17 protein-coding genes and 2 pseudogenes are annotated in these 22,760 nt (G+C 45.6%); 3 read left to right on the forward strand and 16 right to left on the reverse strand.

Annotated features, from left to right (window positions below):
* Position 1: 1 nt before the first annotated feature.
* The 6 genes from aroK to pilM all read right to left on the reverse strand — a co-directional run bounded on the left by aroK (position 2) and on the right by pilM (position 5,536).
* Positions 2 to 517 carry a shikimate kinase AroK gene (gene aroK, locus AR383_RS09615; protein WP_055732936.1) on the reverse strand — a complete coding sequence of 172 codons (516 nt, stop codon included), beginning with the start codon at positions 515 to 517 and terminating at the stop codon, positions 2 to 4.
* Positions 518 to 688: 171 nt separating this feature from the next.
* Complete coding sequence (pilQ, locus tag AR383_RS09620) at positions 689 to 2,761, reverse strand: type IV pilus secretin PilQ (protein WP_055732937.1); 2,073 nt, start codon at positions 2,759 to 2,761, stop codon at positions 689 to 691.
* A gap of 10 nt (positions 2,762 to 2,771) precedes the next feature.
* Entirely contained in the window at positions 2,772 to 3,296 is a 525-nt protein-coding gene (locus tag AR383_RS09625; RefSeq protein ID WP_055732938.1) for a pilus assembly protein PilP, read from the reverse strand.
* Positions 3,296 to 3,892 carry a type IV pilus inner membrane component PilO gene (locus AR383_RS09630; protein WP_055732939.1) on the reverse strand — a complete coding sequence of 199 codons (597 nt, stop codon included), beginning with the start codon at positions 3,890 to 3,892 and terminating at the stop codon, positions 3,296 to 3,298. Before AR383_RS09630 ends, AR383_RS09625 begins: the two co-directional genes overlap by 1 nt.
* Positions 3,892 to 4,467 carry a PilN domain-containing protein gene (locus AR383_RS09635; protein ID WP_055732940.1) on the reverse strand — a complete coding sequence of 192 codons (576 nt, stop codon included), beginning with the start codon at positions 4,465 to 4,467 and terminating at the stop codon, positions 3,892 to 3,894. The genes AR383_RS09630 and AR383_RS09635 overlap by 1 nt, the downstream gene beginning before the upstream one ends.
* A complete protein-coding gene (gene pilM, locus AR383_RS09640; RefSeq protein WP_055732941.1) occupies positions 4,460 to 5,536 on the reverse strand; it encodes a type IV pilus assembly protein PilM in 1,077 nt (358 codons plus the stop codon). The genes AR383_RS09635 and pilM overlap by 8 nt, the downstream gene beginning before the upstream one ends.
* Positions 5,537 to 5,694: 158 nt before the next feature.
* Here pilM and AR383_RS09645 point away from each other — a divergent pair.
* Positions 5,695 to 8,258 (forward strand): annotated as a pseudogene (locus tag AR383_RS09645) (penicillin-binding protein 1A).
* Here the strand turns inward: AR383_RS09645 and oxyR are convergent.
* Entirely contained in the window at positions 8,255 to 9,145 is an 891-nt protein-coding gene (gene oxyR / locus AR383_RS09650; RefSeq protein ID WP_055732942.1) for a DNA-binding transcriptional regulator OxyR, read from the reverse strand. The pseudogene AR383_RS09645 and the gene oxyR sit on opposite strands and share 4 nt — an antisense overlap.
* Positions 9,146 to 9,355: 210 nt before the next feature.
* Here oxyR and AR383_RS09655 point away from each other — a divergent pair, with 210 nt between their 5' ends.
* Together AR383_RS09655 and AR383_RS09660 are read left to right on the forward strand one after the other, a co-directional pair.
* The gene (locus AR383_RS09655; RefSeq protein ID WP_055732943.1) at positions 9,356 to 10,501 is read left to right on the forward strand and encodes a hypothetical protein; all 1,146 of its coding nucleotides are present in this window, start codon (positions 9,356 to 9,358) and stop codon (positions 10,499 to 10,501) included.
* A 68-nt stretch (positions 10,502 to 10,569) separates the two neighbouring features.
* Positions 10,570 to 11,901 (forward strand): Ig-like domain-containing protein, encoded by a 1,332-nt coding sequence (locus AR383_RS09660; protein WP_055732944.1) that lies wholly within the window; start codon positions 10,570 to 10,572, stop codon positions 11,899 to 11,901.
* Positions 11,902 to 12,371: 470 nt separating this feature from the next.
* On the opposite strand, the gene tuf is transcribed toward AR383_RS09660, so the two are convergent.
* The 9 genes and pseudogenes from tuf to rpoC all read right to left on the reverse strand — a co-directional run bounded on the left by tuf (position 12,372) and on the right by rpoC (position 22,698).
* Positions 12,372 to 13,556, reverse strand: a complete 1,185-nt coding sequence (tuf, locus tag AR383_RS09670; protein ID WP_055732946.1) for an elongation factor Tu — start codon at positions 13,554 to 13,556, stop codon at positions 12,372 to 12,374.
* Positions 13,557 to 13,622: 66 nt separating this feature from the next.
* On the reverse strand, positions 13,623 to 15,716 hold the full coding sequence (gene fusA / locus AR383_RS09675) for an elongation factor G (RefSeq protein ID WP_055732947.1): 2,094 nt from the start codon (positions 15,714 to 15,716) through the stop codon (positions 13,623 to 13,625).
* 77 nt (positions 15,717 to 15,793) lie between these two features.
* The gene (gene rpsG, locus AR383_RS09680) at positions 15,794 to 16,264 is read right to left on the reverse strand and encodes a 30S ribosomal protein S7 (RefSeq protein ID WP_055732948.1); all 471 of its coding nucleotides are present in this window, start codon (positions 16,262 to 16,264) and stop codon (positions 15,794 to 15,796) included.
* Between the two features lie 94 nt (positions 16,265 to 16,358).
* Positions 16,359 to 16,733 (reverse strand): 30S ribosomal protein S12, encoded by a 375-nt coding sequence (gene rpsL, locus AR383_RS09685; RefSeq protein WP_016404065.1) that lies wholly within the window; start codon positions 16,731 to 16,733, stop codon positions 16,359 to 16,361.
* A gap of 143 nt (positions 16,734 to 16,876) precedes the next feature.
* The gene (gene tusB, locus AR383_RS09690; RefSeq protein ID WP_055732949.1) at positions 16,877 to 17,152 is read right to left on the reverse strand and encodes a sulfurtransferase complex subunit TusB; all 276 of its coding nucleotides are present in this window, start codon (positions 17,150 to 17,152) and stop codon (positions 16,877 to 16,879) included.
* Between the two features lies 1 nt (position 17,153).
* Positions 17,154 to 17,417 (reverse strand): annotated as a pseudogene (locus AR383_RS22650) (DsrE family protein); the annotation flags it as partial.
* Between the two features lie 91 nt (positions 17,418 to 17,508).
* Complete coding sequence (gene tusD / locus AR383_RS09700) at positions 17,509 to 17,898, reverse strand: sulfurtransferase complex subunit TusD (RefSeq protein WP_055732950.1); 390 nt, start codon at positions 17,896 to 17,898, stop codon at positions 17,509 to 17,511.
* A gap of 2 nt (positions 17,899 to 17,900) precedes the next feature.
* Positions 17,901 to 18,284 (reverse strand): RidA family protein, encoded by a 384-nt coding sequence (locus tag AR383_RS09705; protein WP_055732951.1) that lies wholly within the window; start codon positions 18,282 to 18,284, stop codon positions 17,901 to 17,903.
* A gap of 205 nt (positions 18,285 to 18,489) precedes the next feature.
* Positions 18,490 to 22,698 (reverse strand): DNA-directed RNA polymerase subunit beta', encoded by a 4,209-nt coding sequence (gene rpoC / locus AR383_RS09710; RefSeq protein ID WP_055732952.1) that lies wholly within the window; start codon positions 22,696 to 22,698, stop codon positions 18,490 to 18,492.
* Between the last annotated feature and the right edge of the window lie 62 nt (positions 22,699 to 22,760).

A 22,760-nucleotide genomic window follows, 5' to 3' on the forward strand; every position in this document is an offset into this window, starting at 1 on the left:
TTTAGAATCCTAGTAATTCAATAATTTGATTTGCTACTGCTTTAGCGCTTTGATCGTCAGTTTTAACTGTATAATCGGCCACTTCGGCGTACATAGGATTACGCTCAGCCGCTAGGCTTTCAAGTACTTCTCTTGGCTCTTCTGTTTGTAACAAAGGACGACGCTTGTCGCGCTGAGTTCGAGCAAATTGCTTATCAATTGTTGTTTCTAAGTAAACAACAATGCCACGAGCAGAAAGATGATTGCGGTTTTCTTTACTAATAACCGAGCCACCACCAGTTGCTAATACTATGCCTTGCATCTGAGAAAGGTCGTCGATTACGCCTTCTTCTCGAACTCTAAAACCAGCTTCACCTTCAACATCAAACACCCACGCAATATCTGCACCTGTGCGGCGTTCAATCTCTTGATCTGTATCGTAAAACTGTAAATGTAATTGCTGTGCTAAATGACGACCGATTGTGCTTTTTCCAGCCCCCATCGGTCCTACAAGGAAGATATTTCGTTTCTCAGCCATGCTTCTTCAAATTTGTTTTTTGTCTATTTTCTCCCCGCAATGCGGGCACCTATTGTACCAACCTTAGTAAAAAGATCAGGGCGCGATTATCTCGTTTGAAAGGGAGTTTGGCAACTGCAAAATCACTCCCATACCGAAAGACTCGGCATGGGAGTTGTCAATGAAGAATAATTATAGTGAATCAACCAAGATTCGAGGTGTAACGAAGATCAGTAGCTCGTTCTTGTTAACACTTTCCGTTTTAGTGCGGAATAGGTAACCCAAACCTGGGACATCCCCTAAGATAGGCACTTTTTTCACTCGGTCGATATTTTGCTGCTGGTAGATACCGCCCAACACAATAGTTTCGCCGTTTCTCACCAATACTTGGGTGCCGATCTCTTGTTTATTAATCGCCACCGCTGGGCCAGTTGGCGTGAGCACCGCATCCCCTTCCGAGTCCTGAGAAATCACCAAGTCGAGGATCACGTTTCCATCAGGTGTAATTTGTGGCGTTACTCTTAAGCTCAACACCGCTTTTTTGAAGGTCACCGAAGTGGCGCCACTAGAGGCACTTTCAACATAAGGGATCTCACGACCTTGCTCAATATAGGCCGCTTTTTGGTTAGCGGTAGTAATGCGCGGACTCGCTATCACTTCACCTTTGTTTTCCTGCTCAAGCGCTGATAATTCAAGATCGAGGATCTTGCCGTTAGCCAGTTTAGCAACTTGGAAGGCTATTGAGCCTGCAGGATCAGACACCGGCAAGTTCACATTAAGTCGGTCATCTAAACTTGGCGTATTTCCAGCTAAAACATCGTCGACGCCATCTAAGGTGCCAGAGGTGATACCGGTGCTATTTCCAACCGAACCGGTATTAGTCACGCCCCAGCGAATGCCCAGTTCTTCACTCACATCGTCACTCACCGTTACCATGCGCGCTTCAATCACTACCTGTTTTACCGCAATATCGAGTTTTTCAACCATGGCCTTAATGTTGCTCAAAGATTCTTCGGTATCTTTAATCAGCAAGGTATTGGTGCGCTCGTCCACTGCCACAGAGCCTCGCTCAGATAGCATTGAGGTATTTTCACTCTTCAGCAGGTTAGATAAGTCTGAGGCTTTGGCGTAATTAACTTGAATATACTCAGAATACAAAGGCGCTAGGTCGGCCACTTGCTGGGCGCTTTCTAACTGTTGACGCTCTTGCTCGGCCAATTCTGCTGCTGGGGCAATCAGCAACACATTGTTGTCTAAGCGCTTATCTAAGCCTTTTACCTTAAGAATAATATCTAGGGCCTGTTCCCATGGCACGTCATCCATACGCAAGGTGATATTGCCCTGCACAGAATCGGTAGTCACCAAGTTTAATTCGTTAAAGTCAGCGATTAGCTGCAATACGGTACGAACTGGAATATCTTGGAAATTCAAAGAAATAGGCTTACCTTGATACTCTACTTTAGCCGCTTCTTCGGCTTCGAGTTTTTTCACTTCAACAAGAAATAACTCACCAGACTGGTCATAACGATAGTCGAAGGTACCGTTAATGGTGATTTTTAGCTGCACTCTTGAGTCATGCTTAAATACTTCAACGCTTTCAACAGGAGTGGCGAAGTCGTTTACATCCATCACGTAAACATTTTCATCGCTCACATCGGTATTATAAAAATCCACCAATAAAGTGTTATCGCGTCGTTTAATATCTGCCGCAATCGAGCTGTTATTCAAATCAACCATGATCTGACCAGAACCCGCCTTACCACGGCGAAAATCAATACCTTCGATATGGTTTATTGTGGCATGCTCGACTCGGCTTGCATTATTAAAGGCATCATCAACGGTATTTGAAGAGGTGGCCGCCGCTACAGGCAAGGCACCGAGTTTTACTAATACTCGTTTGGCACTTTGTTCTACCTGATAGGGAACCAAGCGCTCTAGCGCCAATACCAACTGTAAACCCGCTTCGGTTTGTAAACTCTGAAGCTGTTTCACGCCGCCACCGTCGATAGGTAATGGATTCACCTTTAATGCAGAACTTGCGTTTGCAACATCAATCACCAGTTGATTTGGAGAATATTCTAAATGGTCGGCTACAGACTCAATTGGACCGTCAAATAACAGCTCGATTTCTACCGCACCTTTCACCATAGGATTGGTATTCAATTGAATTAACTGGGCTTTCGCCCATACTTGTGTTACGCAACAAAATAAACCAGCTAACAACAAGCCGCTTTTGTATACTCCTTTCAGCATCTTTCCCTTCATGCCTATTTCCCTATTGTTCAGCTTGCGAGAGCGAAAGCTGAGTAGTTCTCTCGTTCCAGCAGCCTTGGCCATCTGAAACAACTTCTTTGATATCTAAACCAGTATCACTGACCTTAACGATGACACCATGGTGTAAGCCTAAGTAATAGCCTTCTTTTACTCGATACATTTCACCACCGGGCACTTCAAGCAAAGCCCATAAACTTGGACCATCACCAAGCACACCGCGCATCTTTAAGCTAGACAGCGAGTACTGTTCCAAGGCTTGCTTTTCGCGATTTGTTTGAGGTGCTAGAGCACATTCTTTTTCATCACTTACCGTAGTGTCTACAGCTTCTGGAGCAGGGCTGGTGAATGGGTTTCGCCCATCACTGGCTTGATAAGCAAGGTGCTCAAAAGGTTTAATTTGAGGTACATCTTCCTGCACTGGAACTTTACGAGCTTTTACTTCCATAACGTATTGCTGCAAATCGTCCTTCGAACCTTCACAGCCAAATAATGCAAGCAGGGTTAATCCTAATACTATGGCTTTCATTATTTCCCCTTCGGCACTTGCTTTTCTTTGTAACGATAGGTTTTTGCCAACATGGCCATACTCAACATGCCATCTTCACCTTGCTTCTTCATAGTGATGTTATCCAAGATGACGATACGAGGTAAGGCTGCCACCCCACTAACAAAAGCGCCGAGCTGATGATATTGACCACTGACTTCTAATTTTATCGGCAGCTCTGTAGAAAACTCATGTTCAACTTCAGGTTCCCAATTAATCCGGCGAAACTCCAAACCGTTATCAATGCCGATAAAACTCAGTTCATCTAACAGACCGGGAATTTCGTGCTTTTCAGGAAGCTGCTTCAATAAAGAAGAAAAGGCTTCGCTCATTTCTTCTACTTGCTTCTGATAAGCGGGAAGGTTTCCGGCTAGAGCGGCTTTTACCTCAAATTTATTACGTAATTCTTGCTCTTTGGCTTCTAACTGAGTCAATTTCTTTTGCTCGTCAGCGACTAAATAGTAATAACTAGCGCCCGCAATCATTGCACAAACAATAATTACAAAAATAACTTTAGCCAACTTAGGCCACGAACCGATATTCTCTAGGTCTAATTCATTGAGCTGTTGTAAATCCATTACTTAGCCCCCTCTGCTTGGCTGGGAACACCAAGTTTGACAGCAAACCCCAACTGAAACTTGCTCAATTCCATATCTGATTGTTGACCCGACAGAGCAACGATAGAGCGAATACTAGGGGTGCCCAACCATTCTAACTGTTCGATGTTACGCATTAGGTTAGCCACCCGATAGTTAGCTTCACTTTTACCGTCTAAATCGATCGAAGAATCTTTAAAAGACAGGCTATCTAAGTAAATTCCGCTCGGGGCAATCGTAGGTAAGCTATTGAAAATTTTAGTGGGTATATTTCGACTTTCTTGAAGCTTTTGAATAAGCGCAATACGCTTTTTAAGACTCTCTTTCTGTTCTTTAATTTTCTTAATTTCACCAATCTGGTGATCTAAAATCGCTGTTTCTTTCTCTAAGAACTGATTACGAGCCTGCTGCTTATGCTGCAAGTTCACATAATAATTTTGCACTAAAAACACCGCCAGAAAAGTAATAGCAGCAGCCGATACCAGCCCCAGCCAAAAATCGCGTTTTTGCTTACTTTTTACCGCTTCACGCCAAGGAAGTAAGTTAATGTTAGACATTATCAAAACTCCTTAAGGCTAAACCTAGAGCAACCATGTACTTACCGCCTTCATGGCGCAGCTTTTCTCGGTCTATAGAGCGATCTACAGCGCAGTCATGGAAAGGCTGAGCCTTAAGCACCGGCATTTCCAAATCGCTTTGCATTTGAAAGACCAGCTCATCAGATAAAGCACTACCACCACTTAATGCAATTGCATCAATAGTCTTATAACCACTTGAACTTAAAAATAGTGAAATTTGCCGGCGCACATTTTGAATAACGCCATTTACAAACTGCGCGAACACATCTATTTCATAGTTCTCGGGTAAGCGCCCACTCACTTTCATTTCCTTTGCTTCTTCCACACTCAGGCTATAGAAGCTAGCTATCTGCTGAGTATATTGCGCCCCACCAAAGTTTTGCGCTCGGTTGTAAACCACTTCTCCTTTGTTGAGAATGGCAAAATTTAAAGTGGTTTCACCAATATCGACTAGCGCAATCACCTTTTGTGGGTCGAATTCCTCATCCTGCTGATGTAACAAGTAGTTCCAAGCACGGCCTAAGGCATGTGACTCTACATCTACAATTTTAGCTTCAAAGTCAGCATTTGCTAAAACCTCCGCCCGAATACTCACCGCCTCGGTGCGGGCAGCACTAAGTAGAACGTTATTTCGAGTGGGTTCACTCTCATTAACACCCAGCACTTCAAAGTCGAGACTGATTTCATCAATTGGAAAGGGGATGGAGTTCTCCGCCTCAAGTTCCACCTGAGTTTCCAACTCCAGCGCCGATAAACTACTATCCATGTAGATTACTTTGGTAATCACATGACTCCCTGCTACCGCTGTTGCTACTTGGCGATTACGAGAAGGTAGCTTGCGCTTCAATTCTCGCAATGACTCAGTAATCTCCTCAGGAGAAACAACTTGGTTATCGACCAGTGCCCCGGTAGGTGTGTCAACTTCTGCCACAGCTTCTACTTTTAAACCCTTTGACGATTTTGAAAGCAGTAGCCCTTTAATTGTGGAAGAACCGAAATCGATACCTAACAACGCAGTCGATGATTTTTTACCTATCCCTAGTACCATGACTCGCCAACTATCTTTTTAAATTAAACAGTTACCTATCAATCCAGAATAACGGGTTATTGACTAGGGCGCTAATAGTTATTCAGAAAGTTGTCGAAACAGGTCACAATTTGACGATATAATCGGCGATTCTTTAGATGCAGAGTGCAAAAATTGTAATGAAATGGCTTAAAAGACTGTTATTTTTAATTTTCTTAGGCGGAAGCCTCGGGGTCGCAGCGATTGCTGGCTTGTATTTTTATTTTGCGCCTCAGTTACCCGATGTAAGCAGTCTACGTGATGTTCAATTGCAAACACCAATGCGGGTGTTTAGTGCCGACGGCGAGCTAATTTCTCAATTCGGCGAAAAGCGCCGTATCCCTTTAGACATCGAGGATATTCCCGAACAGATGTTACACGCATTCTTGGCTACCGAGGATGCACGTTTCTATTCTCATCCGGGTATCGACCCAATTGGTATTACCCGCGCTGCAATTAACCTGATCATTACTGGAGAAAAAAGCCAAGGGGCCAGCACCATTACTCAGCAGGTTGCTCGTAACTTCTTTTTGACCAGAGAAAAAACCTACATTAGGAAAATTAAAGAAATCTTCCTAGCGATAAAGATTGAGCAAGAACTATCCAAAGACGAAATACTTGCCCTCTATCTCAATAAAATTCCACTGGGTTACCGTTCTTTTGGTGTGGGTGCCGCCGCCCAAGTCTATTACGGCAAAACCGTAGACCAGCTTACGCTAGCTCAAATAGCGGTAATTGCAGGCTTACCTAAAGCGCCTTCGGCACTCAACCCGATCCGCTCGCCCGAACGAGCGAGAGACCGACGCCGCGTGGTACTCGGCCGTATGCTTGAGACAGGCTATATCGATCAAACCGCTTTTGATGAAGCAAACCAAGCTCCCATTAGTGCCAGTTACCATGGCGCAGAGATCACCCTTGCCGCCCCATACTTAGCCGAAATGGTTCGCCAACAGATCCTCGAACAATTTGGTGAAGAAGCCTATACCTCTGGTATGGATGTATACACCACCATCAGCGCCAAGCGCCAGAATGCCGCCACCAAGGCACTTCGTGACAACCTTAAGAGCTACGATCAACGCCATGGCTTTCGCGGTGCAATTAAACAACTTTGGCAAGCTGAGCAAAGCCCACTAAGTGAATCAGAGATTATCGAGCAACTAGATGAAATGCCAAACTATGGTTCCTTGCGCGCAGCGGCTGTACTCTCTGTGGAAGAGCAACAAGCCCAAGTATTAGTTAAAGGGGGCACCACGGCACCATCGTATGGGATAATATGAAATGGGCACGCCGTTTTATTACCGATACCCGCCAAGGCCCAGCTCCCAAATCAGCCCATGAAATCCTTAGTTCTGGCGATATCATTTGGGTGGAAAATCTAAGCACTGTGGTTGATGAGCAGCCCAGTGAAAATGACGCGACTGAAGAACCCGCTCCCGAGGAAAACCAATATGCCCTTTCGCAACTTCCCGACGCTGGCGCGGCTTTGGTGGCTATCTCTCCTCTCGATGGCGCCATTGAAGCCCTCGTTGGTGGTTTCAGCTTTAATCAAAGTAAGTTCAACCGTGTAACGCAGGCCAGTCGCCAAGTGGGTTCGAACATCAAACCCTTCCTTTATTCGGCGGCTTTTGAGCACGGAATGACACTAGCCAGCTTAGAAAATGATGCTCCAATCAACCGTTGGGATAAAGCGATGGGGGTTGCATGGCGTCCCAAAAACTCACCTCCTGTCTATGATGGACCAATTCGCTTGAGAGTAGCCTTAGCTAAATCTAAGAACGTAGTGTCGGTTCGCCTAATGCGAGACCTAGGTATAGATACTATGATTCAACATCTCGCTAAATTTGGCTTCCCGGCTAACGAGCTTCCTAGAAACGAATCGCTATCTTTAGGCTCTGCTTCACTGACACCGATGCAAGTGGCTAGTGCCTACGGCTCTTTCGCCAATGGAGGCTACTTAGTGAGTCCTTACTTCATCGACAGAATTGAAGACGGCGAAGGAAATATTCTATTCCAGCAGCTCCCCAAAGTGGCTTGTGACAGTTGCTTTGAAACAATCGCGGCAAGTCCAGAATTAGATGAGCTTACCTCTCAAACAGGCGACGCTTTAAAACAGTGCGCCATTTCCTTTGCCAATGAAGAAGATCTCGCCCCTCGGATTATTAGCGCAGAGAATGCCTTTTTAGTTTCTCAGGCGATGAACAGTGCGATATGGGGGGGTGGAAGCTGGGCTCATAAAACCGGTTGGAACGGCACTGGCTGGCGCGCTGCCCGAGAGCTTAAACGACATGATATTGCAGGGAAAACTGGTACAACTAATGATGCCAAAGACGCTTGGTTTTCTGGTTTTGGTCCCGACTTAGTAGTGACCTCATGGATAGGCTTTGATAGCTTCGATAGAGAACTTGGAGAAGCAGCGTACAACCCCAACCTTGGCAAAGAACAAATCGCGGGTAAAGAATTTGGTGCAAGGACCGCACAACCGGCTTGGATAGACTTTATGAAAGTCGGTCTAGACGGTGTTCCTGAGCAAACGTGGTCTGTGCCTAAAAACATCTCTACCGTTCGAATAGACAGAGCGACAGGCCTTCTCACCAATGCCAGTGACCACACATCTCGTTTTGAATATTTTGTTAAAGGAAGTGAGCCGACGGAGTACGTTAAGCCCTCTTCCGGCTCGGTCTTTGATAGCGAAGAACTCTTCTAATTTAGCACCACATATTGGCTAATCACTTTTGCCAATTGATTAAAACAGGGTCGTCGAACCGAGTTATTGCGATAGAGCAAGCTGATTCGGCGACTCGGTTGTGGCTCGCTAAAACGCCGATAACAAATGCCACTGTGCTCATCTGCTTCAGGAATAGCCAACTGGGGTAATAATGTAATCCCCATGCCCGCCGCTACCATATGACGTAGCGTCTCTAAGCTGGTTGCCTTAAAGCTGGTATCTTCTTTTGCCCCAGCGGTAAAACAATAACCCATGGCTTGGTCGCGTAAACAATGGCCATCTTCTAACATCAACACTTGCTCACCACTAAGATCGGACAACTCAAGCTTTTGCTTATCGTGCCAATGATGAGAGCTAGGCATGGCTAACAATAGCGGTTCATCAAACAAGTCAATGGCACCAAATCGCTCCATTTCAGGTAAATACGCCAGTACTAGGCAATCTAACTCACCCTCTTCTAAACGCTGCAGTAACACGTGAGTTTGCTCTTCATATAAGAACAGTTCCATATCACTGAACTCAGTGCGAATATGCGGTACGATTTTAGGTAGTAAATAAGGAGCAACGGTTGGAATAAGTCCTAAATGCAAAGGGCCTGCCATTGGTGCTTGAAAGCTTTTAGCCATGTCTTTAAGACCTTTCACCTCTAACAAAATGCTTCTAGCTTTGCCAGCCAGCTCGTCGCCAGCATGAGTAAAAATAACTTTTCGAGATGTTCGCTCAATCAACAATAAACCAAGCTCTTCTTCTAACTTGGCTATTTGGCCACTTAAGGTGGGCTGACTAACAAAACACTTCTCCGCAGCTTTACGAAAATGCTTTTGTTCCTGTAAAGCCACTAAATATTCTAAATCGCGTAGGTTCATCGTTTCTCCTAGTTAACCTTGCAATTCTAAAGTTAAGCCTTTGTAAGTGCTACAACAACCCTAGCCAAGATCATGCAATATGCTACGAAGTTTGCTATTTAGCTCTCAATAAAACAATCAGTAATGCCCATCACCGACTAACTATGTTATATAAGCAAGGATATCATGGAATGCGCATACACGGTTGTAGCGGTTAACAAGGAGTAAACGATGGCGTGGTTAAAACACAGCTTATTAATTGCATTAAGTACGATGTTATTTGCCTGCGGAGGAGACGGAAGTGTCGACCTTAGCGGTGGTGGAAATGGTGGTGATAGCGGCGATAGCGGCGGTGATAATGGTGCCACTCCAACAGCAGCTATTGGTATAGGCCTGTATAGCTGTCCTGACGACATTGATACTGCAGTTATTCCTGTGGGCTGTGAGCAAACAAACACCGTCCCTAGCGATAGTGACACCTATGTTGTTGTTACTCTTTCAAACTCGACCAGCATTGTTAACGAACTCGTTAACCTGAGCACCACTAGTGCCGAGTTAGACGCCGAAACCATTTTGATTGGTGCCAATGGCGTCGGCCAAACCACCATGAGGGCACGCAGTGGTGCCACCAACGCCGATGCGGTTACTGCAACGTACAGCTATACCAATAGCGGCGATGACAGTACCACCGTCAGCGCTAGTGAAAACTACCAAGTTCAAATCAATTCAGGAAATGGTGGGCAAAATACTCTGCAACTCGCATTATATGACTGTAATGGAGTGGCTCGAGACCAAATACCTGCGGGATGTAGCACTGCTAACAGCCTTTCTATTGAATCTCCTCTTACTGCTGTAGCGCGCCTGAGCTATACCGGAGGGACCCCCGCTGCTAACGAACTGGTAAGCTTAGCTACAAGTAATGCAGACCTTAGCGCGGAAACTATCTTAACCAATCAGCAGGGCTTAGCGATTGCCACGTTGTTTGCTCAGTTAGAAACAACCGGCGCGGATTCAATCACAGCCAGCAACGATGACCTTGGTGTGAACGCCACAGCTAACTACCAAGTCGGCCAAGCCAACTTGAATATGGAGCTTAGCTCTAGTTTAGCGAATGGAGAAACTTTAGGTTCTGATGCTACCGCCAGCTTTAGCGCCACTATCACCGATGGCGATGGCAACCTATACACAACACCGATTGCGATTGCTTTTAGCTCTAGCTGTTCAACTCAAGACCTTGCCGATATTTCTGATAGCGTAACTACAGTAAATGGTGTAGCAACGGCTATTTATCAAGCGACTGGATGTAGCGGCAGTGATACCATTACGGTAACCCCAGCATCAGCGTTATCGACCCACAAAACTACACCATCGATATAGCAGTAGCTGAAGCTAGCGGTATCACTTTTGCCTCAGCATCACCACAAACTATTTACTTAAAAGAGTCTGTGGGTGAGACCATTTCTGAGTTACGCTTTATCGTTACCGACTCAACTGGCAACCCTAAGGCAGGGCAAGAAGTCGATTTTGCGCTTGATTCAAGCCTGCACGGCGTAACCATTAGCCCCTTAACAGCTCAATCTAACGCAGCCGGTGAAGTGTTGACTCGAGTGACTAGCGGCAGCATGTCGGGTGCGGTAGTGGTTAGCGCCAGCTTTAGCGACCCAGATACCGGTGACATCATTTCCGCTACCTCTAATGCCCTAGCTATTCATACTGGCGTCCCATCTCAACAAAGTATGTCCTTATCGGCCAGTACTTTGGCGTTAGAGGCCTGGGGAGTAGATGGCGTAAACAGTGACATCACCTTACGAGTCAGTGACGAAAACAATAACCCTGTACCCAACGACACCACCATCGTATTTGAAGCCGATGGCGGACAAGTATCAGGTAACTGCAAAACCTCCGGTCAAGACAGCAATAGTGCTTGTACAGTCACTTGGGTAAGCCAAAACCCTCGCCCCAAAGGCCATCTTTACGACCTTCCAGCAGGTCGCTGTAATGCTCCTGGACACATCCCAGGTGATGTAACTAATACTCAAGGTAATAACTTATACGGTGTGGGTCGAGCTAGCGTATTAGCGGTGACCTCAGGCCAAGAATACTATTCAGATGTAAACGGTAACCGTACCTTTGATACAGGTGAGACCTATACCGCACTTGGCGAAGCTTACGTTGATAGCAACGAAAATGGCAGCTACGACACCAACGGCATTTTTAACCATGATAGTGTCAACGTTGAAGAGCGCTTCCGTGACTACAACGAAAATAGTGAGTTCGATGCTTTGTCAGGCGTTAAGGATTCGAGCATTCCAGCTGGCTCGGTTACAGAGCTATTTAACGGCCTGTCCTGTACCATTGCTGCGAATTCGGCTGGCACTTGTACACGGGATCTTGTTGAAGTGCGAGATTCGGTAGTTTTAGTAATGGCAACTTCTGAAGCCAATATCTTAATTTCAGATGCAACTAACAGTGTGCCAATCAGTAGTGTTGACTTAAATGTACTGTCCTCTCAAGGATTAGTGATTACAATTCAAGATCTAAACGGCAATCAAATGCCTGCAGGCACCGAAGTAGCAATTAGCACCAATAATGGGGAATTATCAGGGCAAACCAGCTTTACCGTTTCTGACGGTATTAGGCTATGTGATTTAATGGGGCTTAGCGTGATTCGGGAGACAACACCCAATAACCGCTCTGAAGGTTTGATGACTGTTGTTGTTACCAGCCCTGGCGGCGTAGAAACAGCTCGGTCAATCACCATTATTGACGCAGGCTAAACCTCCTTCCTCTCTCTTAGAATACAAAGCCAGTCTAATGAGGACTGGCTTTTTTATTGCTCGTCAGTACTTATCGCAGCAAAACTAGCTATTTGTAAATTCTTAAACTCGGCAGAAAATTCACTGTGCCACTACATAATAGAATAACTACGACGACTAAATCGGCTACACCCTTTCTAAATAGTTTAGCGCTTAAGCTAAACAAACAGAGTAAGCGATAAAGATTTATAGAAGTATTGTTTGCAAAAACCCATTCGTTATTTCGAGGGTGAGTTTTCAGTGCTAAATGATTGGTAAGGCCTACCAGATAGCCGTTTTCTTTTAAGCCTAGAGTCAAAAATACAAAGGTATCATTCAATGGGCTTACCAGCAAAACTCTTTGGCAATACAGCCCAACAGCGAAGGTTGGTGATTTGGGGGCACAAAAAAAGGCCGCCTAGGCGACCTTTCTTTCTAGCTGAAGCTTAATCTTATTCGAAGATTTTCGCTACAACACCCGCACCTACTGTACGGCCACCTTCACGGATTGCGAAGCGTAAACCTTCGTCCATCGCGATTGGGCAGATTAGCTCTACAACAAATTTCAAGTTGTCGCCTGGCATTACCATTTCTACGCCTTCTGGTAGCTCTACTGAACCAGTTACGTCAGTTGTACGGAAGTAGAACTGTGGACGGTAGCCTTTGAAGAATGGCGTGTGACGGCCACCTTCGTCTTTGCTTAGTACGTATACTTCTGCTTCGAACTTGGTGTGTGGAGTAATTGAACCAGGTACTGCCAATACTTGACCACGTTGTACTTCGTCACGCTTAGTACCACGTAGCAAAATACCACAGTTCTCACCTGCACGACCTTCGTCAAGCAGTTTACGGAACATTTCTACACCAGTACAAGTTGTCTTAGTAGTTTCTTTAATACCTACGATTTCAATTTCGTCAGATACTTTAACGATACCACGCTCTACACGACCTGTTACTACTGTACCACGACCTGAAATTGAGAATACGTCTTCAATTGGTAGTAGGAAAGGCTTGTCGATGTCACGCTCTGGCTCTGGAATGTATGAATCTAGCGCTTCTGCTAGTTCAATGATTTTCGCTTCCCACTCAGCTTCACCTTCTAGGGCTTTAAGTGCTGAACCTTGGATTACTGGAATGTCATCACCAGGGAATTCGTATTCTGATAGAAGTTCACGAACTTCCATTTCTACCAATTCTAGCAATTCTTCGTCGTCTACCATGTCACATTTGTTCATGAATACGATGATGTAAGGTACACCAACCTGACGAGAAAGTAGGATGTGCTCACGTGTTTGTGGCATTGGACCATCGGTAGAAGCTACTACTAGAATAGCGCCGTCCATTTGAGCTGCACCGGTAATCATGTTTTTAACATAGTCGGCGTGTCCAGGACAGTCTACGTGCGCGTAGTGGCGAGTAGGTGTGTCGTATTCTACGTGTGAAGTAGAAATCGTAATACCGCGCTCGCGCTCTTCTGGAGCGTTATCGATTGCTGCGAAATCTTTAGCTTCACCGCCGTAAGTTTTTGCTAATACGTTAGTAATAGCCGCTGTTAAAGTTGTTTTACCGTGGTCAACGTGGCCAATTGTACCAACGTTTACGTGCGGTTTTGAACGTTCAAATTTTTCTTTAGACACGATATGTACCTTCTTTTCCATTCCAATCTGTCCCTAACGAGACAGATCAATCATAGTTGAATTAGTTTATTTTGCTTCAACAATCGCTTCAGCAACATTTTTCGGCGCTTCATTATACTCTAAGAATTCCATAGAGTAAGAGGCACGCCCCTGAGTTGCCGAACGTAGATCTGTAGCATAGCCGAACATCTCGGACAGCGGCACTTTAGACTTAATAATCTTTAAGCCCGCAGCCCCATCGTCCATGCCTTCAATTATGCCACGACGACGATTCAAATCACCCACTACATCTCCCATCCAATCTTCGGGAGTAGTAACTTCGACCTTCATCATCGGCTCAAGCAGCACTGGATCAGCTTCTAATGCGCCTTTCTTAAAGCCCATTGCACCGGCAATTTTAAACGCCATTTCGTTAGAGTCAACATCATGGAAAGATCCATCAAATAAGGTAACTTTAACGTCTAGCATTGGGTAACCTGCCAGTACACCCTGCCCCATCTGCTCTTGACAACCTTTGTCAACGGCTGGAATGTATTCTTTTGGAACTACACCACCAACAATTTCGTTAACAAATTCGTAGCCAGCACCTGGCTCTAAAGGTTCCATACGCAACCAGACATGACCATATTGACCACGGCCACCCGATTGGCGAACGAATTTACCTTCTACTTCAACCTGCTTACGGATAGCTTCGCGATAAGCAACTTGAGGTTTACCAACATTACAATCCACACTGAATTCGCGCTTCATGCGATCTACGATGATATCTAAGTGTAACTCACCCATACCAGAGATAAGGGTTTGTCCAGATTCTTCATTTGTTTCTACGCGGAACGACGGATCCTCAGCGGCCAATTTACCCAAAGCCACGCCCATTTTTTCTTGGTCGGCTTTAGTTCTAGGCTCAACAGCGATTTGAATCACTGGCTCGGGGAAGTCCATGCGCTCAAGGACGACTTTATGGTTCATATCACATAAAGTGTCACCCGTGGTCACGTCTTTAAGACCGATTGCGGCGGCAATGTCACCGGCGCGAACCTCTTTGATCTCTTTACGATCGTTAGAGTGCATCTGCACCATACGACCAAGACGTTCACGTTTTTGTTTTACCGAGTTATACACCGCAGTGCCGGTTTCCACCGTACCCGAATAAACCCGCATAAAGGTCAATGTACCAACGAAGGGGTCGGTGGCAATTTTAAACGCTAATGCTGCAAATGGCGCATCATCGTCTGCCGGACACTCAACTTCATTGTCTCGTTCATCGTGACCTTTAATTGCAGCAACGTGAGTGGGCGCTGGCAAATAATCAACAACAGCATCAAGCACCGCTTGCACACCTTTGTTTTTAAATGCAGAACCACAGGTCGCTAACACGATCTCATTGTTTAGCGTACGAGTACGTAAGCCAAACTTGATTTCGGCTTCAGTTAACTCACCTTCTTCTAGGTACTTTTCCATCAGCTCTTCGGTAGCTTCAGCTGCCGCTTCAACTAGCTCTTCGTGCATAGTTTGGGCATGCTCAAGCAAGTGGCTAGGAATTTCTTCGTAACTAAAAGAGATGCCTTGATCGGCTTCGTTCCAGTTAATCGCCTTCATTTTGATCAGGTCAATTACACCGACAAATTCGTCTTCAGCACCAATGTTCAACTGAATAGGTACACAAGTAGCACCTAAGCGGTCACGGATTTGCTCAATTACTCGCTCAAAGTCAGCACCCGCTCGGTCCATTTTGTTCACGAATACCAATCGTGGAACAGAATATTTGTCGGCCTGGCGCCACACTGTCTCAGATTGAGGTTCAACACCTGATGAACCACAAAATACAACAACAGCACCATCTAATACGCGCAACGAACGTTCTACTTCAATGGTGAAGTCTACGTGTCCGGGAGTATCGATGATATTAATACGGTGTTCTTCGAACTGGGCATCCATACCACGCCAAAAGGTGGTTGTAGCCGCAGAGGTGATGGTAATACCGCGTTCCTGTTCTTGCTCCATCCAGTCCATGGTAGCGGCGCCGTCATGCACCTCACCAATTTTATGCGATAGACCAGTATAGAAAAGGACACGTTCTGTTGTTGTTGTTTTGCCAGCGTCAACATGAGCGACGATACCAATGTTACGGTAGCGCTCAATTGGAGTTGTACGAGCCATTGTTATCCTCTTGCTAAGGGAGAACCCTTAGTCTCACATAGAAAGTAACGCAGCTGCCTAAGCAGCTGCGCAACCAATTACCAGCGGTAATGTGCAAACGCTTTGTTTGCGTCAGCCATACGGTGAACGTCTTCACGTTTCTTAACCGCACTGCCTTTGTTTTCAGCCGCGTCTAGGATTTCACCCGCTAGACGTAAAGCCATAGATTTTTCACCACGTTTACGTGCTGCTTCTACCATCCAACGCATACCTAGGGTATTACGACGAACTGGACGTACTTCAACAGGTACTTGGTAAGTAGAACCACCTACACGGCGAGATTTAACCTCTACCGCTGGGCGCACGTTTTCAAGAGCAACTTCAAAAATTTCTTGGTGAGATTTGCCTGATTTCTCAGCAGCAGCATCTAGTGCACCATAAACAATTTTTTCTGAAATTGATTTCTTACCATCAACCATTACTACGTTGATGAACTTAGCCAGAAGTTCTGATCCGAACTTAGGATCTGGCAAGATTTTGCGTTGACCGATCACTCGACGTCTTGGCATTTTAATATCTCCGATATGCTTCAGGTTTCCCCAAAACGAATTTTAAAAAAACTTCGCTATAACTAAATGTTTGGCCTTACTTAACGGAGAGCCGTTATGATTTAGGACGTTTAGCGCCGTATTTTGAACGTCCTTGACGACGATCACTTACGCCTGCACAGTCTAATGCGCCGCGTACGGTGTGATAACGCACACCCGGTAAATCTTTAACACGACCACCGCGAATAAGAATTACGCTGTGCTCTTGTAGGTTATGACCTTCACCACCGATGTAAGAAGTCACTTCGAATCCGTTAGTTAAACGAACACGAGCTACTTTACGTAGTGCTGAGTTTGGTTTCTTTGGTGTGGTGGTATATACGCGAGTACATACACCACGACGTTGTGGACACGCAGCTAGTGCTGGTACGTTGCTTTTAGCAACCTTGCTTGCACGTGGCTTGCGAACCAACTGGTTAATCGTTGCCATTCGAAATAGCTCCTGAAATTACATTTAAACATGTGAAAAAATCTACCCCAAATTTGGGGAGGCGAAATTTTATGCGCTTGTCGATAAAGAGTCAAGGCTTGCGGTGATCATCAGCATTAATAAAACAGCTAAGAGAAAGGAAACTACCAAGTGACAATAGGAGAATAGACAGCAGTCAGTTTCACCAAACCACTATAGTCAATTTGCATATCACTGGCGATACTCATACCGCGCGCCTCAATATCGGCTTGTACAATATGGAGCCTCTGTTGCTCTTGTAAAGCCTGTAACCGCGGGTCGTGTCGCGTTAATGCATATACTGCATCTTCAATAAGAACCACATGGTCCTTAGTATCTAGCTGTTCTAAACAGCGCTCAAAGGCATCACTTGGGTAGGCTTGTCGAATAATATGTAACACCCTAAAACCTCACTATTGCGTGGGCATTTGCGTGTTTTAAATAGAACTGTTTCGCGTCTATCTCGGTGATTTTAATAGCAAGATGATCTATAGAAAGTTGCCTATCGCGCAGCGCTTGGCGGTCAACAAAGAGCTCTTCAACCTCATAAAGGTCTAAAAGACCATAAGTGGGTAATACGTTACGCTGCATTATCTCTGTCGGAGACTGATCTTTTAGCAGCTGCCATACTCCGTCGCCTTCAAAAAAAACGACGATGTCCTCACAAACAGCTGATGCTGCTAAGACCGCATCTAAACCTTCCCTAGCGCGACTAGAGCCATGGGGGCACTACCAAGAACAAAGACTAGTGAATGACTCATAAATGCACCACCCTGTCAGCACTGAGCATTACGCTAGCCATTTCGGCCAAGCCAGAGACGGTAAATTGACTACTCATGTTGGCGCTAAGACCGAGTTGTTGCGCTTGCTCATGATCAAGAATCCCACGGCGATATGCGGCGGCACTGCAAACCAATAAGTCACAGTTGGCCTGTTGTTTGAGCTCGAGCCACTGTTGATGAATATTAATTTCATCACTGGTCGGGAAACTGGTCGCCAAGGCATTACTCACCCCATCGAGGTAAAAAAACACCGCTTGTAAGCGATGCCCTTCAGCAATCAGCGCCTTGGCAAAATTTAATGCCGTGGCACTGCCTTGCTTACCATAAAGCGGGCTAGTTACAATGAGGCTGTAACGTAAACTCATATTTATTTTATATGCGCAATGGCTTCAACTTCGACCAATACATCTTTTGGTAAGCGAGCTACTTCAACGCAAGAGCGAGCTGGCGGATTTTCCGCAAAGTACTCTGCGTATACTTCATTAAAAGCAGCAAAATTTGCCATATCGCTTAGAAAACAAGTGGTCTTAAAAACTGTAGAGGCATCCGCACCGGCAGCTTCTAATACCGCCATAAGATTCTCCATCACCTGTTTGGTTTGCTCAGCAATACCGCCACTGACCACTTCCATAGTTTTAGGATCTAAAGGGATTTGTCCCGAACTAAATACGAGTTCGTCGATTTTAGTGGCTTGTGAGTAAGGGCCAATAGCAGCTGGAGCCGCTTCTGTTGATACAATTTGTTTGCTCATAGTCTTCTCTAATAATTATTTTAAACAGCGAGTCTGTGATCAAGCGAAGATCTTGTCAAATATTTTCGTCTAGAACACTAGCTCCGAATAATGACCGTAAATCGCGGGTATGCTTTGCTGTAATCGAAGTTCCAAACACGCTGCTGATAAAATAAATGGATAAAAAAAGGCAGCTCTAGGCTGCCTTCTTATTCACGCTGAACCCTTACTCGGCTTCACCGTTACCTGGTGTTGCATTAAGCAATGCGGCCAAGTTGTCAGCTGCCTCATCGGCAGTGATAGGTGCAGGCGCTTCAGCCTTGTTACGACGTTTCTCGTGATAAGCGTAACCAGTACCAGCAGGAATCAAACGACCTACAATTACGTTTTCTTTCAGACCACGTAACTCATCCTGTTTGCCGCCTACGGCCGCTTCAGTAAGTACGCGCGTTGTTTCTTGGAACGACGCTGCTGAAATAAACGATTCAGTAGATAGTGAGGCCTTGGTGATACCTAATAGCTCACGGCGGTATACCGCTGGGCGCTTGCCCTCAGCAATCAATTGACGATTTTCAATGTTTACCCGTGCCACTTCTGCTTGCTCGCCTAGCAAGAAGCTAGAGTCGCCAGCATCGAGAATTAGACACTTACGAAGCATCTGGCGCACGATGGTTTCAATGTGCTTATCGTTAATTTTCACACCTTGTAAACGATATACGTCTTGTACTTCGTTTACGATGTAGTTTGCTACAGGGCTAATACCACGCAGACGCAAAATGTCATGTGGTGATTCTGGACCATCGGCAATAACTTCACCTTTTTGAACTTTCTCACCTTCAAACACGTTCAAGTTACGCCACTTAGGAATCATTTCTTCGTAAGCATCACCTTCCGTAGGAGTGATAACTAAACGACGCTTACCTTTAGTTTCTTTACCGTAACTAATAGTACCGGTAATTTCCGCCAAAATAGCAGGCTCTTTAGGTTGACGCGCTTCAAACAAGTCAGCAACCCTTGGTAGACCACCGGTAATATCTTTAGTACCACTAGACTCTTGAGGAATACGTGCAATCGCATCACCCACGCCTACTTCAGCGTTATCTTCTAGGTTAACAATGGCTTTTGCTGACAAGAAGTATTGAGCAGGAATATCGGTACCTGCAATCAGTACGTCGTTACCAGACTCATCAACCAATTTCACCATTGGGCGCATTTCTTTACCCGCACCAGGACGTTCGTTGGCATCTAGAACGTTGATGCTAGAAAGACCAGTTAGCTCATCTGTTTGGCGGCTAACGGTAACGCCTTCCACCATATCAACGAACTTAATACGACCCGGTACTTCAGTAATAATTGGGTGTGTATGCGGATCCCAGTTTGCAACTGTATCGCCAGAAGTCACAGTGCCGCCGTCAACCACTTCTAAAATACTACCGTATTGTAGTTTGTGGCTTTCTTTGGTTTGACCCATCTCGTCGATAATGGTTAACTCAGTTGAACGAGAAGTCACTACTAACTTGCCGTCGCTATTCGTTACAACCTTAGAGTTGTGTAACTTAATAGTACCTGAGTTCTTAACCTGAATGCTGTTTTCGGCTGCAGCTCTCGATGCGGCACCACCAATGTGGAAAGTACGCATGGTTAACTGAGTGCCTGGCTCACCGATGGATTGAGCAGCAACAACACCCACTGCTTCACCACGGCCAACCAAGTGACCACGAGCCAAATCACGACCATAACATAGTGCACAAACACCAAAGTCATTTTCACAGCTAATCACCGAACGTACCTTAACGGTATCAACCGAGTTTTCTTCTAGAAGATCACAGAGTTTTTCATCCAGTAAGGTCTTAGCCTTCAATAATACTTCGTTTTCAGTACCTGGTTTGATCACATCATCAACCAATACACGGCCCAATACGCGTTCGCGTAATGGCTCAACCACGTCACCACCCTCAATGTGTGGAGTCATGATGATACCTTCTTCGGTACCACAGTCGTGTTCGGTCACCACCAAATCTTGAGCCACGTCTACTAAACGACGAGTTAGGTAACCCGAGTTCGCCGTTTTCAGTGCGGTATCGGCCAAACCTTTACGAGCACCGTGAGTCGAGATGAAGTACTGAAGTACGTTTAGACCTTCGCGGAAGTTAGCTACAATCGGCGTTTCGATAATCGAACCATCCGGTTTCGCCATCAAGCCACGCATACCAGCTAACTGACGGATCTGAGCGGCACTACCACGCGCCCCTGAGTCAGCCATCATGAAGATACTGTTAAACGAGTCTTGAGTCTCTTCTTCGCCGTCTTTGTTGATAACAACTTCAGTAGACAGGTTGTCCATCATCGCTTTCGATACTTTTTCGTTGGCCGAAGCCCAAATATCGATAACTTTGTTGTAACGCTCGCCCGCTGTAACCAGACCGGCTAGGAACTGCTCTTGAATTTCACTTACTTCTTCACTGGCTTCATCAACGATGTCTTTCTTAGCATCTGGAATCACCATGTCGTTGATACCTACAGAGGCACCAGACAAGGTGGCGTAATGGAAACCGGTGTACATTAATTGGTCAGCAAAAATAACTGAATGCTTAAGTCCCAATTTACGGTAACAGGTGTTTAGTAAGCCAGAAATCTGCTTTTTGCCCATCGCTTGGTTAACTAAATCAAACGGTAAACCGTCTGGTACTACTAACCATAAAATGGCACGACCAATAGTGGTTTGTTTGATTTCAGTTTTTTCAATCTTAGAGCCATCTTCAGCTACAGCCACCTCGGTAATACGTACGTTTACTCGAGCGTGAATGCTAGCTTGTTGAGCACGATATAGCTTCTCGGCCTCTTTAGGCCCAGAAAGGTACATGCCTTCACCTTTAGCGTTAACGCGCTCACGGGTCATGTAGTACAGACCCAATACAACGTCTTGCGAAGGTACAATGATTGGCTCACCGTTAGCTGGCGATAGTACGTTGTTGGTTGACATCATCAACGAACGCGCTTCTAGCTGTGCTTCTAGGGTCAACGGTACGTGTACCGCCATTTGGTCACCATCGAAGTCGGCGTTGTAAGCCGCACAGACTAGCGGGTGCAGTTGAATGGCTTTACCTTCAATTAGCACTGGCTCAAACGCTTGAATACCCAAACGGTGCAAGGTAGGTGCACGGTTAAGTAATACTGGGTGTTCACGGATAACTTCTTCCAGAATATCCCATACTTCGCCGCCTTCGCGTTCTACCATTTTCTTAGCAGCTTTAATCGTTGTCGCTAGACCACGAAGCTCTAGTTTGCCGTAGATGAAAGGCTTGAATAGCTCCAGTGCCATTTTCTTAGGCAGACCACACTGGTGTAGACGCAGTGTAGGACCAACGGTAATAACCGAACGACCAGAGTAATCAACACGCTTACCTAGCAAGTTCTGACGGAAACGACCTTGCTTACCTTTGATCATATCGGCCAAAGATTTAAGCGGGCGCTTGTTCGAACCAGTAATCGCACGACCACGACGACCGTTATCTAATAAGGCGTCTACCGCTTCTTGCAACATGCGCTTTTCGTTACGCACGATGATGTCAGGAGCAGCTAAATCTAATAGGCGCTTCAAACGGTTGTTACGGTTAATCACACGACGGTATAAATCGTTCAGATCCGAGGTAGCAAAACGGCCGCCGTCTAGTGGAACTAGCGGACGTAAATCGGGTGGAAGAACCGGTAGAACGGTCATAATCATCCACTCAGGTTTGTTACCTGAATCGCGGAATGCTTCCATAAGCTTAAGACGCTTGGTGGTCTTCTTACGCTTAGTTTCAGAGTTAGTTGACTCCAACTCTTCACGCATTACTTCAATTTCTTGGTCAAGCTCTAAATGACGCAACAAAGCGAGTACCGCTTCTGCACCCATTTTAGCTTCAAACTCATCACCGAACTCTTCAAGCGCGTCAAGGTAGCTTTCTTCAGTCAGCATTTGGCCACGCTCAAGGCTGGTCATGCCAGGCTCGGTAACTACAAATGATTCAAAATAAAGCACTCGCTCGATGTCACGCAAAGTCATATCTAGCAATAAACCAATACGCGATGGTAGTGATTTAAGGAACCAAATATGCGCAACAGGAGAAGCCAGCTCGATATGCCCCATACGGTCACGACGAACTTTAGATTGGGTAACTTCTACGCCACACTTCTCACAAATTACACCACGGTGTTTTAAACGTTTGTATTTACCACACAAACATTCGTAATCTTTTACTGGGCCGAAAATACGGGCACAGAATAGACCGTCGCGCTCAGGCTTAAAGGTACGATAGTTAATCGTCTCTGGTTTTTTCACTTCACCAAATGACCAACTACGGATCTGGTCTGGCGAAGCTAGGCCAATTTTAATGCCTTCAAACTCTTCGGTCTTGCTTTGTTGCTTAAGAAACTTAAGTAAATCTTTCACGTTTCTCTCCAAGTCGGAGTTAAACCTGGGGCGCCTCTAATGAAACGCCCGCCTTGCTTTTA

The organism is Agarivorans gilvus, from assembly GCF_001420915.1.
Taxonomy (GTDB): Bacteria; Pseudomonadota; Gammaproteobacteria; order Enterobacterales; family Celerinatantimonadaceae; genus Agarivorans; species Agarivorans gilvus.